This is a genomic window from Streptomyces echinoruber (assembly GCF_014651135.1).
In the GTDB taxonomy this organism is placed as follows: Bacteria; Actinomycetota; Actinomycetes; order Streptomycetales; family Streptomycetaceae; genus Streptomyces; species Streptomyces echinoruber.
In genome coordinates this window covers 81,934-101,514 of sequence record NZ_BMWH01000009.1, presented here as the reverse complement: position 1 = coordinate 101,514, position 19,581 = coordinate 81,934, and the positions used below count along the sequence as shown (strand labels likewise).

Genomic DNA, 19,581 nt, shown 5'->3' with positions numbered 1-19,581 from the left:
AGCCCGGGCATGTGGTGCGAGGTCCCTTCACCAGGGCCCCGGATGGGAGAAAAGCTCCAGTCCACCGTCGGTCCGTGGAGCGGGACGGTCGGGAATGGGCGCCGGGCCGGGCAGCCCGGGGCCGGACGATTCCCGGCCCGCGGGTCGCGACGGTGCACTTTTTCCGGTGACGGGCGGGGGCGTACGGGACGAAATCGTGTGATTTGGAGCCTCGTCGGGCCGTGTCCGACCATGGGTACCGCCCCGGTGATGCTGGCCGGCATGTCCGGCGCTTCGGGCTGCCCGTCGCCACCGCGCTGGTGATGGGCAACATCATCGGCGGCGGCATCTTCCTGTTCTTGGCCTCCGTCGCCCCGTACGGCACGGTCAGCCTGGTCGCCTTCGGGGTCCTGACCGTGGGGACCGTCGCCCTGGGCCTGGTGTTCGGGCGGCACGCCACGCCCGTCCGCCCCTGGCCCGTGGAGAGGCACACGGGCTCGCGCGAGGTGAACCCGGGGCCGGGCCATCGAGCCACCGCGGCAGGAACATCAGCGACTTGCCGGACCCCGGCCGCCCGGAGGCGCAGGAGGCGTGGAAGCCGCGCAAGTGCGGCAGGCGCGCTTCCGCGAGGTTCCACGACGCGGGAGAGCCCGGGAGGGGTCGAGCGGCGGACTGGCGTCGTCCGGGGCTCCTCGATCCGCCCTGCGGGTTTTCGCCCGGCGCTCGCCTCCGCTCGACGAGGTATGACTACCTGCCGGCCCCTCGTCGGTCATCGGCAACGTACCGGCGCCCGTCAGCCCGTTAATCATCCGTTGACAACGTCAACACGATAATGTGACCTGCCTCAACACGGTGAAGGTGTACTCTCCCTGCGGGGTGCACTCACCTTGCACGCGACAGGTGAACCGGGGAGGGGCGATGGGCTTGGAGACGGTGGGCGGACGCTTCCGGATCACAGGGGCTGTGGGGCGCGGGAACATGGGCGAGGTGCACCGGGCCGAGGACCTCCAGGCCGCCCCGGACTCCCCGCACCGGCAGGTCGCGGTCAAGACCGTGCTGCGCGGCCGGACCGGAGTCGCGGTCGACACCTCGGGGTCCGGCAAGGAGATCGACCGCTTCCGCCGCGAAGTGCGGATCATGCGCATGCTCTCCCAGGGCCACCCGAACCTCACCCTGCTGATCGACGGCGGCGTGGACGAAACGCCGGGCGGCAGCGGCCTGCCCTACCTGGCCATGGAGCTGCTGGACGGCCATCCGCTCGCGGACCTCATCGACGAGGAGCCCCAGCTCCCGGTCTCCTGGGTCGCCGCCATCGGGGCGCAGATCGCCGCCGGTCTGGCCGCCGCGCACACCGCCGGGGTCGTCCACCGCGACCTGAAGCCGGCCAACGTGATGCTGACCCGCGACGGCACCGTCAAGATCCTCGACTTCGGCATGGGCTCGATCGTCGACGATCCCGACCAGACGCGGCTGACCAGCACGGGGGTCAGCGTCGGCACGGCGCGCTACATGGCACCCGAGCAGTTCCGCGCCGAACGGGTCTCCGCCCCGGCCGACCTCTACGCGCTCGGCTGCATCCTGTACGAGCTGCTGATCGGACGGCCGCCGTTCTCCGCCAGGACCCCTTACGAGCTCTCCGAGCAGCACCAGCACGAGCGGCCGCCCCAGTTGACCCTGGTGCGCCCGGATCTGCCCGCCGAGCTGGTCCGGCTGGTGGACCGCCTGCTGGAGAAGGACGCCGAGCTGCGGCCCGAGAACGCCACCCTGGTCCGTGAGGCGCTGGTCCCGCTCGCTCTCGCGCCGGACGACACGGCCGCCCTGCTGGCTCCGTACTGGCGGGCGATGGATCCGGTGGCGCGGCTGCGCGCCCTGCTCCCCGAGCCCGCCCCGGCCGCGCCGGCTCCCGTGCCGCGCAGGGAGCCGCGTCTGCCCGAGGCGATGGACGTCTTCGCCATCCATGCCGATCTGATCCGGGAGTACGAGAGCTTCACCAAGAGCGCGACGGTGATCCGGGACGCCCGGATCGCCGGCTTCGTCGAGGACGACCTGGCGGCGAAGTCGCAGTGGCCCGACCCGTGGCTGTCGCTCAACCCCTTCTTCGCCGACGGCGGCCAGGTCACCGACCTCGTGCGCGACGGGGTGTTGCACCCCAAGTGCGCGGAGATCTTCCAGAGCGGCAAGAAGGAGACCTCGCCGCGCCCGGACGGCCGGCCGCTGACCTTCCACCTCCACCAGCGGCAGGCGATCGAGGCCGCTCAGGCGGGCGACTCCTACGTCCTGACCACCGGCACCGGTTCCGGCAAGTCCCTGTCGTACATCGTCCCGATCGTGGACCACGTGCTGAAGGAGCGCGAGGCGGCGGGACCGGACGCCGAAAGCCGGGTGCGCGCGATCGTCGTCTACCCGATGAACGCGCTGGCCAACTCGCAGCTGGGGGAGCTGGAGAAGTACCTGCGCCACGGTTTCGGGAAGGGCCGCGAGCCGGTCACCTTCGCCCGCTACACCGGTCAGGAGTCCGAGGAGGAACGCCGCGCGCTGCGCAAGAATCCTCCGGACATCCTGCTGACCAACTACGTGATGCTGGAGCTGATGCTGACCCGGCCGGACGACCGGTCGAGTCTGATCCGCATGGCCGAGGGGCTGCAGTTCCTCGTCTTCGACGAACTGCACACCTACCGGGGCCGGCAGGGTGCGGACGTGGCGTTCCTGATCCGCCGGGTCCGCGAGGCCTGCCGGGCCTCCGCGACCCTGCAGTGCATCGGCACCTCGGCGACCATGTCCACCGAGGGCTCCTGGGAGGACCAGCAGCGCGAGGTGGCCAGGGTCGCCGGCCGGCTGTTCGGCACGACGGTGCTGCCGAAGCGGGTCATCGGCGAGACCCTGGTCCGGGCGACCGAGGAGGCCCCCGAGACCGTGCCCGCCGAGCGGTTGCGGGTGCCGGCCGCGCCCCGCTCGTACGAGGCGCTGGTGAAGGACCCGCTGGCCCGCTGGGTGGAGTCCCGGTTCGGCCTGGAGCGCGAGGAGGGTACGGGCCGGCTGCGCCGCCGTGCCCCGGGCACGATCGAGGCGGCCGCGGCCGAGCTGGCCGCGCAGTCCGGGGTGCCCGAGGAGAGTGTGCGCGAGGCGATCCGGACGACTCTGGAGGCGGGTGCGCAGGCCAAGCATCCGGTGACGGAGCGGCCGCTGTTCGCGTTCCGGCTGCACCAGTTCCTCTCCAAGGGCGACACCGTCTACACGACGCTCGAGGATCCGCTGACCCGGCCGCTGACCCGCACCTACCAGCTGGAGCAGCCGGACAGCGGCGGCAAGCCGCTGTTCCCGCTGGCGTTCTGCCGCGAGTGCGGCCAGGAGTACCTGACCGTCTGGCGCACCGAGGAGGGCGGCACGTTCCGGTACGAGCCGCGCCGGGACACCTCCGCCTCCGGGGGCCGCGACGGCGAGGGCTACCTGTACCTGGGCATGCCCGGGGAGGACTACGAGTGGCCGGCCGACCCGCAGAAGGCCGTAGGCGACCGGCGGCTGCCGGAGTCGTGGCTGGAGCCGGACGCGCAGGGCGTGATGGTCGTCAAGAAGTCCTACCGTCACCGGGTGCCCAAGCGCGTCGTCGTGGACGCCTACGGCAACGAGTCGGGCGAGGGGCTGGTGGCGGCGTTCATTCCGGCGCCGTTCCTGTTCTGCGTGCACTGCCAGGTCTCCTACGAGCAGACCCGCGGCCGGGACTTCGCCAAACTGGCCACCCTCGACCAGGAGGGGCGTTCCTCGGCCACCTCGCTGATCTCCGCGTCGATCGTGCGGTCCCTGCGGGCGGTGCCCGAGAAGAGCCTGGACAAGAAGGCGCGCAAGCTGCTCACCTTCGTCGACAACCGGCAGGACGCCTCGCTGCAGGCCGGGCACTTCAACGACTTCGTCCAGGTGACCCAGTTGCGCGGCGCCCTGTACCAGGCCGCGGTGCAGGCCGGTGAGGAGGGGTTGCGCCATGACGACCTCGCCGAGGCCGTCACCGCGGTGATGGGCCTCACCCCCCGCGACTACGCGGCCGGCACAGACCTGACTCCGTCCATGGAGCGCAGGGCGACGAAGGCTTTCCGGGACGTCGTCGGCTACCGCCTCTACCGCGATCTGGAGCGCGGCTGGCGCATCACGATGCCGAACCTGGAGCAGACGGGGCTGCTGCGGATCGACTACGAGGACCTGGGCTGGCTCGCCGCCCGGTCCGAGCGCTGGCAGGCCGCCCACGCCGTGCTGCGCGGCGCCGACCCGGTGCTGCGCGAGGAGGTCGCCCGTACGCTGCTCGACTTCATGCGGCGCGCCCTCGCCATCGACGTGCAGTACTTCCGCGATGACTTCGACGTCCTGCAGCGGGCGAGCGAGGAGCGCCTCACCGGGCCGTGGGTGCTGAGCGAGAGCGACCGGCCGGTCGTCGGAACCGCCTACCCGTACGCCTCGCGGCCGGGCATGGAGCGCTCCGCGCTGTTTCTGTCGGCCCGCGGCAAGTTCGGCAGGTACCTGCGGCGGAACATGCCCAAGCTGCGCGACCTGCCGCTGGAGGACGTCCAGCGCGTCATCGAGGACCTGCTGGAGGTCCTCAAGGAAGCGGACCTGGTGCGCGAGGTGGAGACGGCCCCCGAGCACTCCGGTCCGGCCTACCGCCGCCGCGCGTCGGAGAAGCGCAAGGGCTACCGGGTGTCGGCGGCCGCTCTGATCTGGCGGGCCGGGGACGGCGAGCGGGGCGCGGTCGACCCGCTGGCGCGCACCTACAGCAGCGGCGAGGGCCCCCGCGTCAACCCCTTCTTCCGCGACCTGTACCGGAGCGCGGCCGCCGAACTGGCCGGCCTGTACGCGCGGGAGCACACCGCGCAGGTCGCCCCGGAGGACCGGCTGGAGCGCGAGAGGCGGTTCCGCGACGCCGAACTGCCCCTGCTGTACTGCTCGCCGACGATGGAGCTGGGGGTGGACATCTCCTCGCTCAACGCGGTGCTGATGCGCAACGTGCCGCCGACCCCGGCGAACTACGCGCAGCGCTCGGGCCGGGCGGGCCGGTCCGGCCAGCCCGCGCTGGTGACCACGTACTGCGCCACAGGCAACAGCCACGACCAGTACTACTTCCGCCGCTCCCGGGACATGGTGTCGGGGCAGGTGTCCCCGCCGCGCCTGGACCTCGCCAACGAGGACCTGGTCCGCTCCCATCTGCAGGCCATCTGGCTGGCGGAGACGGGCATGAAACTCGGCAACGCGATCCCGGACGTCATCGACGTCGCCTACGACCCCGACGGCAGCGACCGCCCCGATCCGCAGATGCCGCTGCCGCTCCTGCCCCACGTCCGCGACCTGTCCCTGGACGAGGGCGCCCGCAGGCGTGCCGTCGCCGCCGCCCGCACCGTCCTCGCCCCGCTGATCGCCGATTTCGAGGCCACCACCTGGTGGTACGACGAGTGGATCGAGGACCGGATCGAGCGGGCCCCGAAGGAGTTCGACGCCTCCTTCGACCGGTGGCGTCAGCTGTTCCGGGCGGCCGTCATCGACCAGTACGAGCAGAACAAGCGCGTCGTCGACCACACGCTCTCCCCGGGCGAGCAGAGCCGGGCGCGCTCCCGCCGCCGGGAGGCCGAGACGCAGACGAACCTGCTGCTGAACCGCTCCGCCGACAGCAAGTCGGTGATGAGCGACTTCAATCCGTACCGCTATCTGGCGTCCGAGGGGTTCCTGCCCGGCTACAGCTTCCCGCGGCTGCCGCTGGCCGCGTACATCCCGCGCTCCGGCAACCGCCGCAACGCCGACGGGGACTACCTGCAGCGTCCCCGGTTCCTGGCGATCCGCGAGTTCGGCCCGGGCGCGCTGATCTACCACGAGGGCGCCCGCTACCAGGTCACCCGGGTCCAGCTGCCGCCGGACGCCTCGGGCGACCTGGCGACCTCGGAGGCGAGGCGCTGCGACGGCTGCGGCTACCACCACCCGGTCAGGCCGGGGATGGACAGGTGCACGATGTGCGGGGAGGAGCTGCGGAGCAAGCGCACCGGCCTTCTGCACCTGCACACCGTGTACACCACGCCGCGCGAGCGGATCTCCTCCGACGAGGAGGAGCGCCGCCGGGCCGGTTTCCGCCTGGAGACCTCGTACGCGTTCCAGGACCACGGCGCCCGCAAGGGACGCCTCACCTCGCACGTCACCGACGCCGGCGGCGTGCCCGTCCTCGACCTGGACTACGGCGACTCGGCGACCGTCCGCATCACCAACCTCGGCCGCGTCCGCGACAAGGAGGGCGAACCGGACGGCTACTGGCTGGACCTGGGCGACGGCCGCTGGCTCAACGACCGGGCCGCCGCGGACGCCATCGAGGGCACCGGCATGCCGGTGGTCGACGAGGACGGCAACGAAAAGCGCCGCAAGAAGCGCGTCCTGCCTTACGTGGAAGACCGCCGCAACATCCTCGTGGTCACCCTGGAGGAGCCGCAGCCCGAGCCGGTGGCCCTGTCGTTCCTGTACGCGCTGGAGCGGGGCATCGAGGCGGCGTTCGAGCTGGAGGACTCCGAGCTGACCGCGGAGCTGCTGCCCCCGGACGACGGTCCGCGCCGCCGCATGCTGTTCACGGAGGCCGCCGAGGGCGGCGCCGGTGTGCTGCGCCGGATCCAGCACGACAGGGACGCCCTGGCCAAGGCCGCCCGGACCGCTCTGGAGATCTGTCATTTCGATCCGGAGACCGGCGAGGACCAGGACGGGCCGGCGGGCGGCGAGAAGTGTGCCCGCGGCTGCTACGCCTGCCTGCTGACCTACGCCAACCAGACGCACCACCGCCGGCTGGACCGGCACGCCGCCCGCCCGCTGCTGCTGCGGCTGGCCGGCGCCCGCACCGAGCGGGAGGACCGCGGCGAGTCCCGCAGCGAGCGGTTCCGCAGGCTCGCCCCCGCGGCCGGCGGTGCGAGCGCCGCGCCCGGCGGCGCCCCGGCGTCCTCGCCGACTCCGGCGGAGGCGGATCTGGCGGCCCTGGTCGCCAAGGGCGACCTGCTCGGCTGGCTGAAGGCGAAGGGCTACCGGCTGCCGGACGAGGTCGGCGCCTTCGTCGATGCGGCGGGGGCGCGGCCCGACCTCGTCTTCCGTCTGGACGGCGCCAACCTCGCGGTGTTCGTCGACGTCCCCGGCCGCACGGCCGACTCCACCCGCGATCTCGAGGCCGGCTACCGCCTGGAGGAGGCCGGCTGGGACGTCCTGCGTTTCCCGGCGGACGCCGACTGGGACGCCATCGTGGAGCACAACGCCGCCTACTTCCACCTCCGCTGACCGCCTCTCCGGCTTTCGAACCCCAGGAACCTCAGGAACTGAGACAGCTCATGAGCCTTACGTACACGGCCGGTTCGCTGGTCACCGCCCGCGGCCGGGAATGGGTGGTGCTGCCCGAGAGCGCCCCCGACATGCTGGTGCTGCGCCCTCTGGGCGGGAGCGAGGACGACATCGCGGCCGTCTTTCCCGCTTTCGAGGACGTGTGCCCCGCCCAGTTCGCGGCACCGAGCCCGGACGATCTGGGCGACCAGCGCGCCGCCGGCCTGCTGCGCACGGCGTTGCGCATCGGGTTCCGCTCGGGTGCCGGCCCGTTCCGCTCCCTGGCGTCGATCGCCGTGGAGCCCCGCGCCTACCAGCTGGTCCCGTTGCTGATGGCGCTGCGGCAGCGCACCGTGCGGCTGCTGATCTCGGACGACGTGGGCATCGGCAAGACGGTCGAGGCGGGTCTGATCGCCAAGGAGCTGCTCGCCCAGGGTGAGGCGACCGGGCTGGCCGTGCTGTGCTCCCCGGCGCTGGCCGAGCAGTGGCAGGCCGAGCTGCGGGAGAAGTTCGGCATCGACGCCGAACTGGTCCTGGCCTCCACGGTGTCGCGTCTGGAGCGCGGCCTGGAGCTGGGCCAGTCCCTGTTCGACCGGCACCCGTTCACGATCATCTCGACGGACTTCATCAAGTCGACCCGCCACCGCGAGGACTTCGTGCGGCACTGCCCCGACCTGGTGATCGTCGACGAGGCCCACACGTGCGTGGCCGCCGACGACGCCGCGCAGGGCGGCGCGTCCTCCTCCAGCCAGCTCCGCTACGAGCTGCTGCGGAAGGTCTCCGCCGACGCCGACCGCCACCTGCTGCTGCTGACCGCGACCCCGCACTCCGGCAAGGAGTCCGCGTTCCGCAACCTGCTGGGCCTGGTGCGGCCCGAACTGGCCATCCTGGACCTGGAGTCCCCGGCGGGGCGGGCGAAGCTCGCCGAGCACTTCGTGGCCCGCAAGCGCGCCGACGTCCGCCACTACCTCACCAAGGAGGACGGCCTCGCCGACGACTCCCTGGCCGAGCGGACCGCCTTCCCGTCCGACCGCTGGACGAAGGACGAGCCGTACAAGCTGACCCCCGCCTACCGGGCGCTGCTGGACGACGCCATCGCCTACGCCAGGGACCGCGTCGAGGCGGCCGGCGAGCAGGGCAAGCGGGAGGCCCGTATCGCCTGGTGGTCGGTGATCGCGCTGCTGCGTTCGATGGTCTCCTCGCCCGCGGCCGCCGCGCAGACCCTCAGGACCCGCTCGGAGTCCGCCGCCGCCCGCACCGCGCAGGAGGCGGACGTGCTCGGCGCCCCGGTGGCCGCGGACTCCGCGGACAACGACCGGCTGGAGGGCATGGACGTCGCGCCGGGCGCCGCCGAGACGGAGGAGGCGGGCGCCCGGCTGCTCGAACTCGCCGAGCGGGCCGAGCAGCTCGCCGGCCCGGCCGAGGACGCGAAGCTGAAGGCGCTCATCCGGCACCTGAAGGAGCTGCTCGCCGACGGCTACCACCCGATTGTCTTCTGCCGCTACATCCCCACCGCCAAGTACCTCGCCGAGCAGCTCGACGGCAAGCTCGGCAAGAAGACGAAGATCGCCGCCGTGACCGGCGACCTCTCCCCGCAGCAGCGCCTGGAGCGCATCGAGCAGCTCGCCGCCGCCGACTCCGCCGAGGAGGCCCAGGACCCGGCCGTGCGCCGCGTGCTGATCGCCACCGACTGCCTCTCCGAGGGCGTCAACCTCCAGCACCACTTCGACGCCGTCGTCCACTACGACCTGGCCTGGAACCCCACCCGCCACGATCAGCGCGAGGGCCGCGTCGACCGCTACGGGCAAAAGCGCGACCAGGTCCGCGTCATCACCATGTACGGCGAGGACAACGGCATCGACGGCAAGGTGCTGGAGGTGCTGTTCCGCAAGCACCGGCAGATCAAGAAGGACCTGGGCATCTCCGTCTCCGTCCCCGACGAGACCGCCTCCGGCGTCACCGACGCCGTCGTGGAGTGGCTGCTGCTGCACGGGCGGCAGGGCAGCCAGGAGAGCCTGTTCGACCTGCCCGGCCACCAGGAGTCCTTCGACCGCATCGAGCGCGAGTGGGCCTCGGCCGCGGAGCGCGAGAAGACCTCCCGCTCCAAGTACGCCCAGCGCGCCATCCACCCGGAGGAGGTGGCCCGCGAGGTCGCCGCCGTGCGGGCCGCCCTCGGCGGCGCCGAGGAGGTCCGCGACTTCGTCCTGGAGGCGCTGCGCGACCTGGGCGCCCTGGTCCGCGATCCGCGCGACGGCACCGGCGACTTCACCGCCCAGGTCGGTGGCGCCCCGGCCGGCCTGCGTGACGCGCTCGCCGCCGTCCTCGGCAACCGGCTCGTCGAGGAGGACCGCGAGATCCCCTTCCGCGCCACCCCGGCGGTCGCCCGCGGCGAGGCCGCCCTGGTCCGCACCGACCCGGCGGTCGGGGCCGTCGCCTCGTACGTCCTGGACTCGGCGCTGGACGTGAACGCCCTGGGCCCGCGCCCGGCCCGCCGCTGCGGTGTGGTCACCACGGACGCGGTCACCTCCCTCACCACGCTCCTGCTGGTCCGCTACCGCTTCCACCTCACCCTGCCGTCCCGCACCGGCGAGCGGCAGCTGGTCGCCGAGGACGCCCGCCTGCTCGCCTACGAGGGCCTGCCCGCGCGCGCCCGCTGGCTGGACGACGACGCGGCCACCGCCCTCCTCACGGCCCGCGCCACCGCCAACACCCACGAGCAGCTCGCCCGCAAGCGCATCGGCGAGGCCCTGGACGGCCTGCCGGGCCTGTCCGGGCACCTCACCGAGTACGGCCGGCGCCTGGCCGCCGAACTCGACGCCTCGCACCGCCGGGTCCGCAAGGCCAACGAGGAGATCGTCCGCGGCCTGAAGGTCGTCCCGCAGGAGCCCGCCGACGTCCTCGGCGTGTACGTCTACCTGCCGCAGCAGCCCGCTGCTCCCGTCTCCCCCACCTCTACCGTGTCCGGAGCCGAAGCCTGATGTCCGCCGCCGCCACCCGTAACGCCCTGGCTTTCACCGCCGTCACCACGGTCGGCGGGCTGCTCCCCGCCGACATGCTGCTGCGCATCGCCGAGGCACGGAACCTGCCGGGCACCAAACCCGCCGACTACGGCCTGCCCGCCTCGGTGCCCGTGCGCGACGAGGCCGAGCGCGCCTGGGAGTACCTCAAGCCGCTCTGGCGCGACCTGCGCGCCGCCCTGCCCTGCGACCCGCACACCGGCGCGCCCGCCGCCGACCCCACCGGCCGGGCCGGCACCGACTGGCTCGCCCAGCTCTTCCGCAAGCTGGACTTCGGCGCGCTGACGGAGGTCGGCGCTGCGGGCGTCCCCGCCGACTCCGACCCCGAGAAGCGTTTCCCGGTCTCCCACCGCCACGGCCCGGCCCTGGTCCACCTGATCCCCTGGAACCAGGAGCTCGACAAGCGCCCGGCCCCCGGCCAGGTCCCCCCGCAGTCCATGCTCCAGGACTGCCTCAACCGCACCGAGGCCCACCTGTGGGCCGTCCTCACCAACGGCCGCCGCCTGCGCCTGCTGCGCGACTCCTCGTCCTTCGCCACCGCCGCCTACGTCGAGTTCGACCTGGAGGCCATCTTCGACGGCGAGCTGTTCAGCGAGTTCGTGCTGCTGTACAGCCTGCTGCACGCCTCCCGGTTCGAGGTGCCGGAGGGGACGCCGGCCTCGGGGTGCTGGCTGGAGAAGTGGCGCACGGTCGCCATCGAGTCCGGCAGCCGCGCCCTGGACCACTTCCGCGACGGCGTCCAGGCGGCCCTCACCGTCCTCGGCACCGGATTCCTGCGACACCCGCACAACGACAGGCTCCGCGAGAACCTGGACGTCCACGCCTTCCAGACGGCGCTGCTCCGGCTCGTCTACCGCATGATCTTCCTCTTCGTCGCCGAGGACCGGGGCGCCCTGCTGGACCCCGAGGCGGACGAACTGGCCCGCGAGCGCTTCAGCCGCTACTTCTCCACCGCCCGCCTGCGCCGCCAGGCCCTGCGCCGCCTGGGCACCGCCCACGACGACCAGTACCGCGTCCTGGAGCTGCTGATCGAGGCGCTGGGTTCCGAGAAGGGGCGCCCCGAGCTGGGTCTGAAGGGACTCGGCGGCCTCTTCAACGACACCCCCGCCGACGCGCCCCTGCGCGGTGCGCGGCTGGCCAACCGCGACCTGTTCGAGGCCGTCAAGCACCTGGCCCGCGTGCGCGACGCGGGCTCCGGCCGCTGGCGCCCCGTCGACTACCTGCACATGGGTGCCGAGGAACTCGGCTCGGTGTACGAGGCCCTGCTGGAGCTGGTGCCCAAGCACAGCGCCGCCGACCGCACCTTCGAACTGGTCGACCGTATCGGCAACGACCGCAAGAAGACCGGCAGTTACTACACCCCGACCGCGCTCACCGAGACCCTCCTCGACTCGACGCTGGACCCGGTGATAGACGACGCCGTCAAGCGCGGGGAGCGGCGCGCGAGCGCCGAGGGCCGCCCGGACCCCACCGACACGATCGTCGAGGAACTCCTCTCCCTCACCGTCTGCGACCCCGCCTGCGGATCGGGCCACTTCCTCGTGGCGGCGGCCCGCCGCATCGCCAAGCGCGTCGCCGCCGTCCGCGACCGCAACCCCGAGCCCACGGCCAAGTCGGTGCGCCACGCCCTCCACGAGGTCGTCGCCCGCTGCGTGTACGGCGTGGACCTCAACCCGATGGCGGTCGAACTGGCCAAGGTGTCCCTGTGGCTGGAGGCCATGGAACCGGGCAAGCCCCTCGGCTTCCTGGACGCGCACATCAAGCACGGCAACGGCCTGATCGGCGCGACCCCCGCCCTGATGCGGGACGGCATCCCGGACCGGGCGTTCAAGAAGACCGAGGGCGACGACGAGGCCTGGGCGCGGCAGCTGCTCCACCGCAACGCCCTCGAACGCGAGGGCCAGGGCGGCCTGTTCGAGATCGAGACGGAGGCGAAGGTCGCCAACACCTCCTTCGCCCGCGGCCTGCGCCGGATCACCGCCTCCCCGGACGACAGCCTCGCCGACGTCCGCCGCAAGGAGGCCGCCTACCGGGAGTGGTCCGCCGCGGACGAGTACCGGCACGCCCTGCACCTGGCGGACGCCTGGTGCGCGGCGTTCGTCTGGGTCAAGCGCGAGGACGCGCCGCCGGCCATCACCCACAAGGTGTTCCGGGACCTGGAGGACCCCGAGGGCGACGCGGCCCCGCAGTCGGTGCACGACGAGATCGTGCGCCTGCGCGACCAGTACGCCTTCTTCCACTGGCACCTGGAGTTCCCCGAGATCTTCACGGTCCCGGAGGACGGCGCCGCCTCCGCGGACACGGGCGCGGTCGACCCGGTGACGGGGTGGGCCGGCGGGTTCTCGTGCGTGGTGGGCAACCCGCCGTGGGACAAGGTCGACTTCGAGGACAAGAAGTACTTCAGCGTGGTCGACCCCGAGATCGCGGAGATCTCCGGCACGGCTCGCCGCACCCGCATCCTCGAGTGGGAGCGGGAGCACCCGGAGGCCGGCAAGCGGTACCGGGAGGCACGGCGCGCGGTCAAGGGGACGTTCCACTTCGCGGGGGACTCGGGGGTGTTCCCGCTGTGCGCGAAGGGGCTGACGGTCAAGGGCGTCACTATGCTCCAGACGGATCAGCTCTTCGCCGAGCGGATGGCGAACGTAGTAGCACCTGACGGACGGTTCGGCCTGATTCTGCCGACAGCCATCGCGACAAGCGCGGGCTCCCAGCATCTGTTCGCGGACTTCACCCGGCGGGGCGCGCTGGTGTCGCTGTACGACTTCGAGAACCGCCGCCCGAAGTCGCCCGCGCTGCCCAAGGGCGGCAAGTGGTTCGAGAGCGTGCACTCCAGCTACAAGTTCTGCCTGCTCTCCCTCACCGGCCGGGCCGCACGTGCGGACGCCAGCCGCATCGGCTTCTTCCTGTCCGACATCACGGATCTGGAGGACCCGAACCGGGTCTTCGCCCTGGACCCGGAGGACTTGGCCCGGATCAACCCGAACACGGGTACGCTGCCGGTGTTCCGCACGCAGCGCGACGCGGATATCACGGTCGGCGTGTACCGGCGTGTGCCGGTGCTGTGGAACGAGGGGCGCCGGGACGGCAATCCGTGGCACATGGCGTTCAAGGCAACCTTCTTCCACATGACCGACGACTCCGACCTCTTCCGCAGCCGCGAGCAACTCGAGGCGGAGGGGTGGGAACTGCGGGGCAACGTCTTCGAGCGGGACGGGAAGCGGATGCTGCCGCTGTATGAGGCGAAGATGGTGGACTTTTTCAACCATCGTGCCGCCGATGTCGTCAAGAGCTTGACCGCCGTCAACCGCCAGAACCAACCCAAGTACCTGCCCACCGAAGAGTTGCAAGATCCCGCGCGCCTGGCCCTGCCGCTCAACTGGATTCAGCAGGACGGAACGATTCCCACACGACGCAACAACAAGGATGTTCACGTCAAGGGAGTCGAACTGCGCCTTGCCGAGGAGAACTGGGACCGCGGCTGGCTCTGCGGCTGGTGCGACGTCACCGCCTCGACCAACGAGCGCACCGCCATCCCCGCCTTCCTCCCGCGCACGGCTGTCGGTCACAAATTCCCCCTGATGATGCCCCACGTGGCACCTTCACTGGCCGCAGCCCTAATCGCTACCCAGTCCTCCCTGGTCTTCGACTTCATCAGCCGCCAGAAAATCGGTGGCACGAGCATGGGGCTCTTCATCTGGAAGCAGCTTCCCGTCCCCACCCCCGCACAGCTCGAACCCCACCTCCCCTTCCTGCTCCCCCGCGTCCTCGAACTCGTCTACACGGCCTACGACATGACCCCGCTCGCCCGGGACCTGGGCGACGAGGGTGAGCCGTTCCGGTGGGACGAGGACCGCCGTGCCCAGCTACGTGCCGAGCTGGACGCGTACTTCTTCCATCTCTACGGGATTTCCCGCGAGGACACCGACTACATCCTGGAGTCCTTCCAGTCGGAGTCGGGCGGCCTGAAGAACAACGAGATCGCCAAGTTCGGCGAGTACCGCACCAAGCGGCTGGTCCTCGCCGAGTACGACCGCATGGCCACCGCCGGCCTGGCCCTGGAGAAGCCGCTCACCGAGGGGGAGTCCGGCACGTACCGTTCCCCCCTCACTCCGCCCCCCGGCCAGGGCCCCCGTCACGACTGATCTCGCTCCCCCGGGTGGTCGCACGGACGGTCACCCGGGGCAGGCCGTCCCACACAAGGAACAGCACCACGTGGTACGTCGAAGCCAGACCAGCAACCCCCGCTCGGTCGTCGTCCTGACCTCGGGCGCTGACTGGCGTGGCCGCGTCGCCAGTCAGCAGCGTTCGGGCGGCGGTGACTTCCCCTTGCCCCGGCAGCAGGCCGCGAAGGTTCAGGCGTTGCAGCGCACGATCCAGGCCCTGCGGATAGTCATCAACGCCAAGCGCCGGGCCGAAGCCCGCTATCTCTTCAGCCGGGCCCGAGCCCTCGTCGAAGCCCTTCCGGCTTCGCAAACCGCGCAGGAGCGCCGGCAGTTGTCCGAACTGCGGAGAAAGTTCACAGCAAGCGGCAAGGCCCTCGCCCAAAACAACAAGAAGACCAGATCGAAGCCGGTCCCGAAGGCCGGCCCGGTGGTGAAGTCCACTGTGGCCTCAAGGCCCATCCCGGTCCCGAAGCCCACCCCGGTTCCGAAGCCCGACCTGGCTCCGAAGCCACCCCGGAAGCCCAAGCGGAAGCCCGGCCGGAAGGCGAAGCGCAGTCCCTTCCCCGAGTTCGGCGACCGCTACATCAACCGCGCGGCCCTCGGCTACGCCCCCGTGGACGAGACCAGGAGTCCGGAGAAGCGGTGAGGGGGAGCGGTCCGCCGTTCGAGCACCCTGCACACGGCCGACCGCACCCCCTCGAGTCGCTCAGCGCTCCGACGCGAACCGCACAAATCGGCCCCAGCCTTCGCGGCTCACCGCGAAGGCCGGGCGGCTCACGTCCTTGGAGTCCCGTACGTGGACGGCCTGTTCGGCGATCGCGACCTCCACGCAGCTGTCGCCCTCACTGCCGCTGTAGCTGGACTTGAACCAGGCGAGTTCCGTCGTACCGCTGCTCATAGCTCTCCTCGCAGTCGCTCCAGCAAGGCCCGGGATTCGTTGGGGCTCAGGGCCTGCGAGCGCAGTGTTTCATAGCGCTGGCAGAGCACACTCACCTCTTTCGGGTCGGAGATCAACCGCCCGTTCTTCTGCCCCTCGGCATACCCGAGCCGCCGCCCCTCCGAGGTCTCCAGGACCTGCACCGGCCCGTCCAGACACGCATGCAGCCCGGCTTCCAGCGGAACCACCTGAAGCGTCACGTTGCGTGGGGCGGTGAGCTCAAGGACGTGGTCCACCAGCCCGCGCATCGCCTCCGCGTCCCCGAACCGCCGCCGGAACACGTGCTCCTCGACGATGAAGCTGAACGGCACCGTGGGGCGCTCCCGCATCATCGCCTGCCGTTCCATCCGGGCGGTGAGCTGCACTTCCAACTCCTCGTCGGTCCGTAGCGGGATCGTGCCCTCGAACACCGCCCGCGCATACGCCTCCGACTGCAGCAGCCCCGGCACCAGTCGGCACTCGTACGTGCACAGGCTCACCGCCTCCCGCTCCAGCCGCGCCCACCGCCGGAACCACGCGGCGAACCCCGCCTCGCCCCGGGTGAGGTGCCGGGCGGCCCTCCGCAGCGCGCCGGTGTTGCCGAGCGCTTCCTCCGCGCGCTCCACAAACGCCATGTCCGGCATCCGGCGGCCCAACTCCACCGACTCCACGGTGTGTTTGGAGTACTGGACCAGAGCGGCGAGGTCGACGCGGCTGAGCCCCGCGTGCTCGCGCAGCGCCTGGACGAAGGCGCCGAACGTGCGCAGGCTGTCGGACGGGTGAGGCTCCCGCTCGCACTCCCCCGCCGGAACCGCCCGCGCGCCGGTGTCTCCGGCCGTGTGCCCGGATTCGGCCCGGTCCGCGTCCTCGTCGACGATGTCCATGTGCCGCCTCTCTCTCCGTACCGGACCGCGACAGCTCCCCGCGGCCCTCGTGCTCACCACTCAGAGTGACGGAAGGGCACGCGTACCGTCCACCTTCTGTGCCCGTACGCTGACTCCGCGTACGGGGTTCCGCTCCCGTGTCCGGCCGTCGCGTCGGCGGCGTGAACCGGTTCGCTCCCCAACCAGACGCATTCGCATGCGTTTTCACGAGGCCGCTGTACGCCGCGGAGGCGCGGAGCCGAGTTCGTCCGGCCGCTCGGCGGCGCCGATCCGCAGCCCCGGAACATTCCACAGAGTTTCACGGAGAGTGACAACAGGGAGTGCGGGGAAGCCGTCGTCGCGAGGTGCGCCGCCGATGCCGTCCCCGCGGGGGCGAAGCCGTGGCGCCGTGCTTCGCCCCCGATCGCGGACGCCTGTCCGGCGGCTCGCTCAGCGCCGGTGACGCCAGATCTGCCGCAACCGCAGAACCTCCATCGCCCGATGGGCGTCGAGCTCCGTGTCGGCAACGGGTTCCCGGCCGAGGCCGAGGCGCACCTGGCGGTAGAGCCGGTGCGGCGCGACGTCCGACCCGTCGACCAGTGTGGACAGCAGCGGCTCGTCGGCCGGGGTGTCCCGGTCCACCGCGACGAGCAGCGCGCTCTGGTCGTCGGGGTGCAGGGGCGGCAGTTGTCCACCGGCCCTGCGGCGGAGGTCTCTCCAGCTCAGGGGGGCGCTGCCGGCGCGGGCCAGTTCCTCGAGGATGCCGCGGACCGTGACGGCCAGCTTGCCGATGCTCTCGGCCGGGAGGCGGTCGCCTTGCGGCGGCTCGGCGGTGCGGCCCGCTCCCGCCGTCGTGTTCCGCGGTGCGGTCGCGGGCCGGGCGGCGTGCTCGGCGGACCTTTGGGGCTCCAGTACGCGTCGCCACCGTCTGACCTGTTTGGCCTCCGCGACCGGCAGCGGTTGGGCGAGCTGGTCGCACTGCTTCCCGATCTCGTCGAGCAGTCGCAGCAGGTCCTGGGTGGGCCGGTGCCTGTGGGTCTGGCTCAGCTCGCCGAGCAGACGTCTGATCTTCTTGAGATTCGGGTTCTTCTTCTTGACCGGCTTCGGTCCGGGGGTTCTGTCCTGCCCCGGTTCGGGAGGGGCGACCCGATGCTCCTTCTCGACCGTGATGACGGTGATCGGGCGGCCGATCAGACGGTCGAGAAGGTCCAGGACACGATCGCCCTCCCCCAGCCAGGCATGGAGGACCCGCTGGTGGGAGCGGACTTCCTCGTACCGGCGGAGATGTTCCTCCCCTCGTTGCATCGCCTGGGTCAGGCGCTGGGCACGTGTCCCCTTCGTCCGGGCTCGGGTCCTCGCCGCCTCCTCCAGCTTCTCCCGTATCTCCGCACGTTTCCGGTGTGCGTGACGCAGGTCGCTCTCGGAGGGGGCCCGCCCCTTGGCGACCGCCTGGTCCGCACCGGGCGACGGGGCGGCCGGCACGCGCGCCCGCCGGCCGCCGTACGCCGCGTGCGTCTTCTCGATCTGGGCCGCCGCCCACTGCTGCAGAGCGGCTTCCGTGGCCGGTGCGGCGACCCCGAGCCGGCGCAGTACCTGGCCCAGGTACGGAAGGGGCCTGCCCAGGTGGGTGACGACCAGGACGCTCAGCAGCGGGCGGTCGGGGACCCGCGGCTTGTCCACCTCGACCAGCAAGTCCTGACGCTTGGAATTCGGCGCATCGTCAACCCACTTGCCGAGCCGTTCGGTCAGCTCGCTCCAGGTGATCGTGGTGCCCTTCGCCGCGACCTCCTCCAGTACTCCCCTGAGCACGACGGCCGGCTGACGCGGTGCGGTTTCCGGCGCTTTGCGCTCCTTGGGCGCGGGTTCGGCGAGCGGGGTCCGCTCACAGACGCCGGAGGCGCCGGGCGCCGGGGCGTACCGCTCGTCGAGTGCGACGCCGGGACGCCACAGACCGGTGCGCTCCGCATCCAGGCCGTTGAGCCGTACGAGGTGGTCGGCGCGGACCGCCCACCGGGAGCCACCTCCCTCGACGACGTCCGTGACCAGCAGCCGGACCGGGCCCGCGAGGCGGTAGACGTACTGGTCCGTGGGGGCCGGCACCGTGTCGGGCAGGGACAGGTGGGCCCGGACGATACGGCTTCCCGGCGGCTTGACGAAGCCGGGCACCAGGTACCGGCCGGCCGCGGCGAACGGCGACGAGACGGGGGGCGCCGCTTCGGTGTCCACCGCGAACACGACCTGCCCGCCGGGGAGGGGCATGCTGCCGGGCAGCGGGTCGTGGCCGGCGCCGTCACGGACCGCTCCCTTGGCGCGCAGTTCCTCGAGCGCGGGCGTGACGAGGCCGTCGTCGGTCATCCGGCACTGCTCCAGGGGAGCCCACACCGTCCCCTTCCCGTCGGTCACGGTGCCGATGAGCACACGGCGGTCGTCGTCCTCGGTCTCGCACCGCACCCGCAGCGCGTACCCGCGGCGCGCCACCATGTCGCGGGTGAGCGCGTCGTCCGGGCCGAAGACCCACTCGATGCGCCCTTCCTTCGCGCCCAGGCTGTCCGCCGCCCTGCGCCAGCTCCGGTAGTCCTCCGGGTGGAGCTCGAAGCGCAACTGCGTCTTCGCGCGGGACAGCCGGAAGTCCACGGCGTCCCCGTGGCAGTGTCCCAGGCTGCGCAGCTCGCCCTGGGCCGCATACCCCTGCGCCGCCAGCCAGCGCACGACGTGGGCCTTGATGAACAAGTGGTCGGCGCCGTCCGCGCTGTGGGTGGTCCGGCGGCACTCCGTGCGGCCGGGGCGCGGCTCGTGGGCGAAATGACAGACCTTCTTCACACACCGCTTGGCCTGCAGCCGTTCTCCGCAGCCGCCGAGAAGCCTGCCGCACCAGAAGTTGTCCTTTCCGAACCGCCGGAGGAACTCGTCCAGGTTGTGCGGCTGTTCAGGAAGGATGACCGGCTGGTCCGAATCGGGGCCTCCGATGACCGCGGTCTGGATGAGACGGGTGTCGATCTGTCTCAACTCCGGATCCTCCGACGAACACGTGGAACGACTGCCCCGACACCAGACAAGGGGCGGTGCGGATTTTTGCATGCGCGCGTCGGCCGCGCCGCATGCCCCGCATATGAAAGCCCCTGGTCAGGGCAGAAGTCGAGGCATTTGGAAAATGCTCTGCGCGCATCGGTTCCCGTGCCTGACCCGACTCGGTGCCAGGCATCGGTGTCCGCTGCCGCAGGTGCTCGGGCAGCCGACTGCGCGGTGACGCTCCCGCAGCACCTCGGCGCGCCACGCGACGGCCGTCGCGCCATGCCGTCCGGTACCGCCGGCGGAAGACCGCCGCAGGG

At 71.7% G+C, this 19,581-nt stretch carries 7 protein-coding genes and 1 pseudogene; 5 read left to right on the top strand and 3 right to left on the bottom strand.

Translation table 11 applies throughout. The features are described from left to right. Nucleotides 1-203 precede the first annotated feature (203 nt). The 5 genes and pseudogenes from IE225_RS33120 to IE225_RS13750 form a co-directional block, all read left to right on the top strand. Nucleotides 204-437: pseudogene (locus IE225_RS33120) on the top strand (amino acid permease); the annotation flags it as partial. Nucleotides 438-897: 460 nt separating this feature from the next. After that, entirely contained in the window at nucleotides 898-7,254 is a 6,357-nt protein-coding gene (locus IE225_RS13765; RefSeq protein WP_190057760.1) for a protein kinase domain-containing protein, read from the top strand. A 50-nt stretch (nucleotides 7,255-7,304) separates the two neighbouring features. Beyond that, the gene (locus IE225_RS13760; RefSeq protein WP_190057759.1) at nucleotides 7,305-10,271 is read left to right on the top strand and encodes a DEAD/DEAH box helicase; all 2,967 of its coding nucleotides are present in this window, start codon (nucleotides 7,305-7,307) and stop codon (nucleotides 10,269-10,271) included. Next, complete coding sequence (locus IE225_RS13755; protein WP_190057758.1) at nucleotides 10,271-14,452, top strand: Eco57I restriction-modification methylase domain-containing protein; 4,182 nt, start codon at nucleotides 10,271-10,273, stop codon at nucleotides 14,450-14,452. Before IE225_RS13760 ends, IE225_RS13755 begins: the two co-directional genes overlap by 1 nt. A gap of 70 nt (nucleotides 14,453-14,522) precedes the next feature. Then, a complete protein-coding gene (locus IE225_RS13750; protein ID WP_190057757.1) occupies nucleotides 14,523-15,119 on the top strand; it encodes a hypothetical protein in 597 nt (198 codons plus the stop codon). 60 nt (nucleotides 15,120-15,179) lie between these two features. Here the strand turns inward: IE225_RS13750 and IE225_RS13745 are convergent, their stop codons facing one another. From IE225_RS13745 to IE225_RS13735, 3 genes are all read right to left on the bottom strand, one after another. Next, nucleotides 15,180-15,371 carry a DUF397 domain-containing protein gene (locus IE225_RS13745; protein WP_190057756.1) on the bottom strand — a complete coding sequence of 64 codons (192 nt, stop codon included), beginning with the start codon at nucleotides 15,369-15,371 and terminating at the stop codon, nucleotides 15,180-15,182. Then, on the bottom strand, nucleotides 15,368-16,273 hold the full coding sequence (locus tag IE225_RS13740) for a helix-turn-helix domain-containing protein (protein WP_190057755.1): 906 nt from the start codon (nucleotides 16,271-16,273) through the stop codon (nucleotides 15,368-15,370). The genes IE225_RS13745 and IE225_RS13740 overlap by 4 nt, the downstream gene beginning before the upstream one ends. 429 nt (nucleotides 16,274-16,702) lie before the next feature. Further along, a complete protein-coding gene (locus tag IE225_RS13735; RefSeq protein WP_190057754.1) occupies nucleotides 16,703-19,258 on the bottom strand; it encodes a competence protein CoiA family protein in 2,556 nt (851 codons plus the stop codon). Between the last annotated feature and the right edge of the window lie 323 nt (nucleotides 19,259-19,581).

Excerpts from the sequence above, each read along its gene's own strand:
- IE225_RS13765 (WP_190057760.1), top strand. The coding sequence starts at position 898 with ATGGGCTTGGAGACGGTGGGCGGACGCTTCCGGATCACAGGGGCTGTG.
- IE225_RS13760 (WP_190057759.1), top strand. The coding sequence starts at position 7,305 with ATGAGCCTTACGTACACGGCCGGTTCGCTGGTCACCGCCCGCGGCCGG.
- IE225_RS13755 (WP_190057758.1), top strand. The coding sequence starts at position 10,271 with ATGTCCGCCGCCGCCACCCGTAACGCCCTGGCTTTCACCGCCGTCACC.
- IE225_RS13745 (WP_190057756.1), bottom strand. The coding sequence starts at position 15,371 with ATGAGCAGCGGTACGACGGAACTCGCCTGGTTCAAGTCCAGCTACAGC.
- IE225_RS13740 (WP_190057755.1), bottom strand. The coding sequence starts at position 16,273 with ATGGACATCGTCGACGAGGACGCGGACCGGGCCGAATCCGGGCACACG.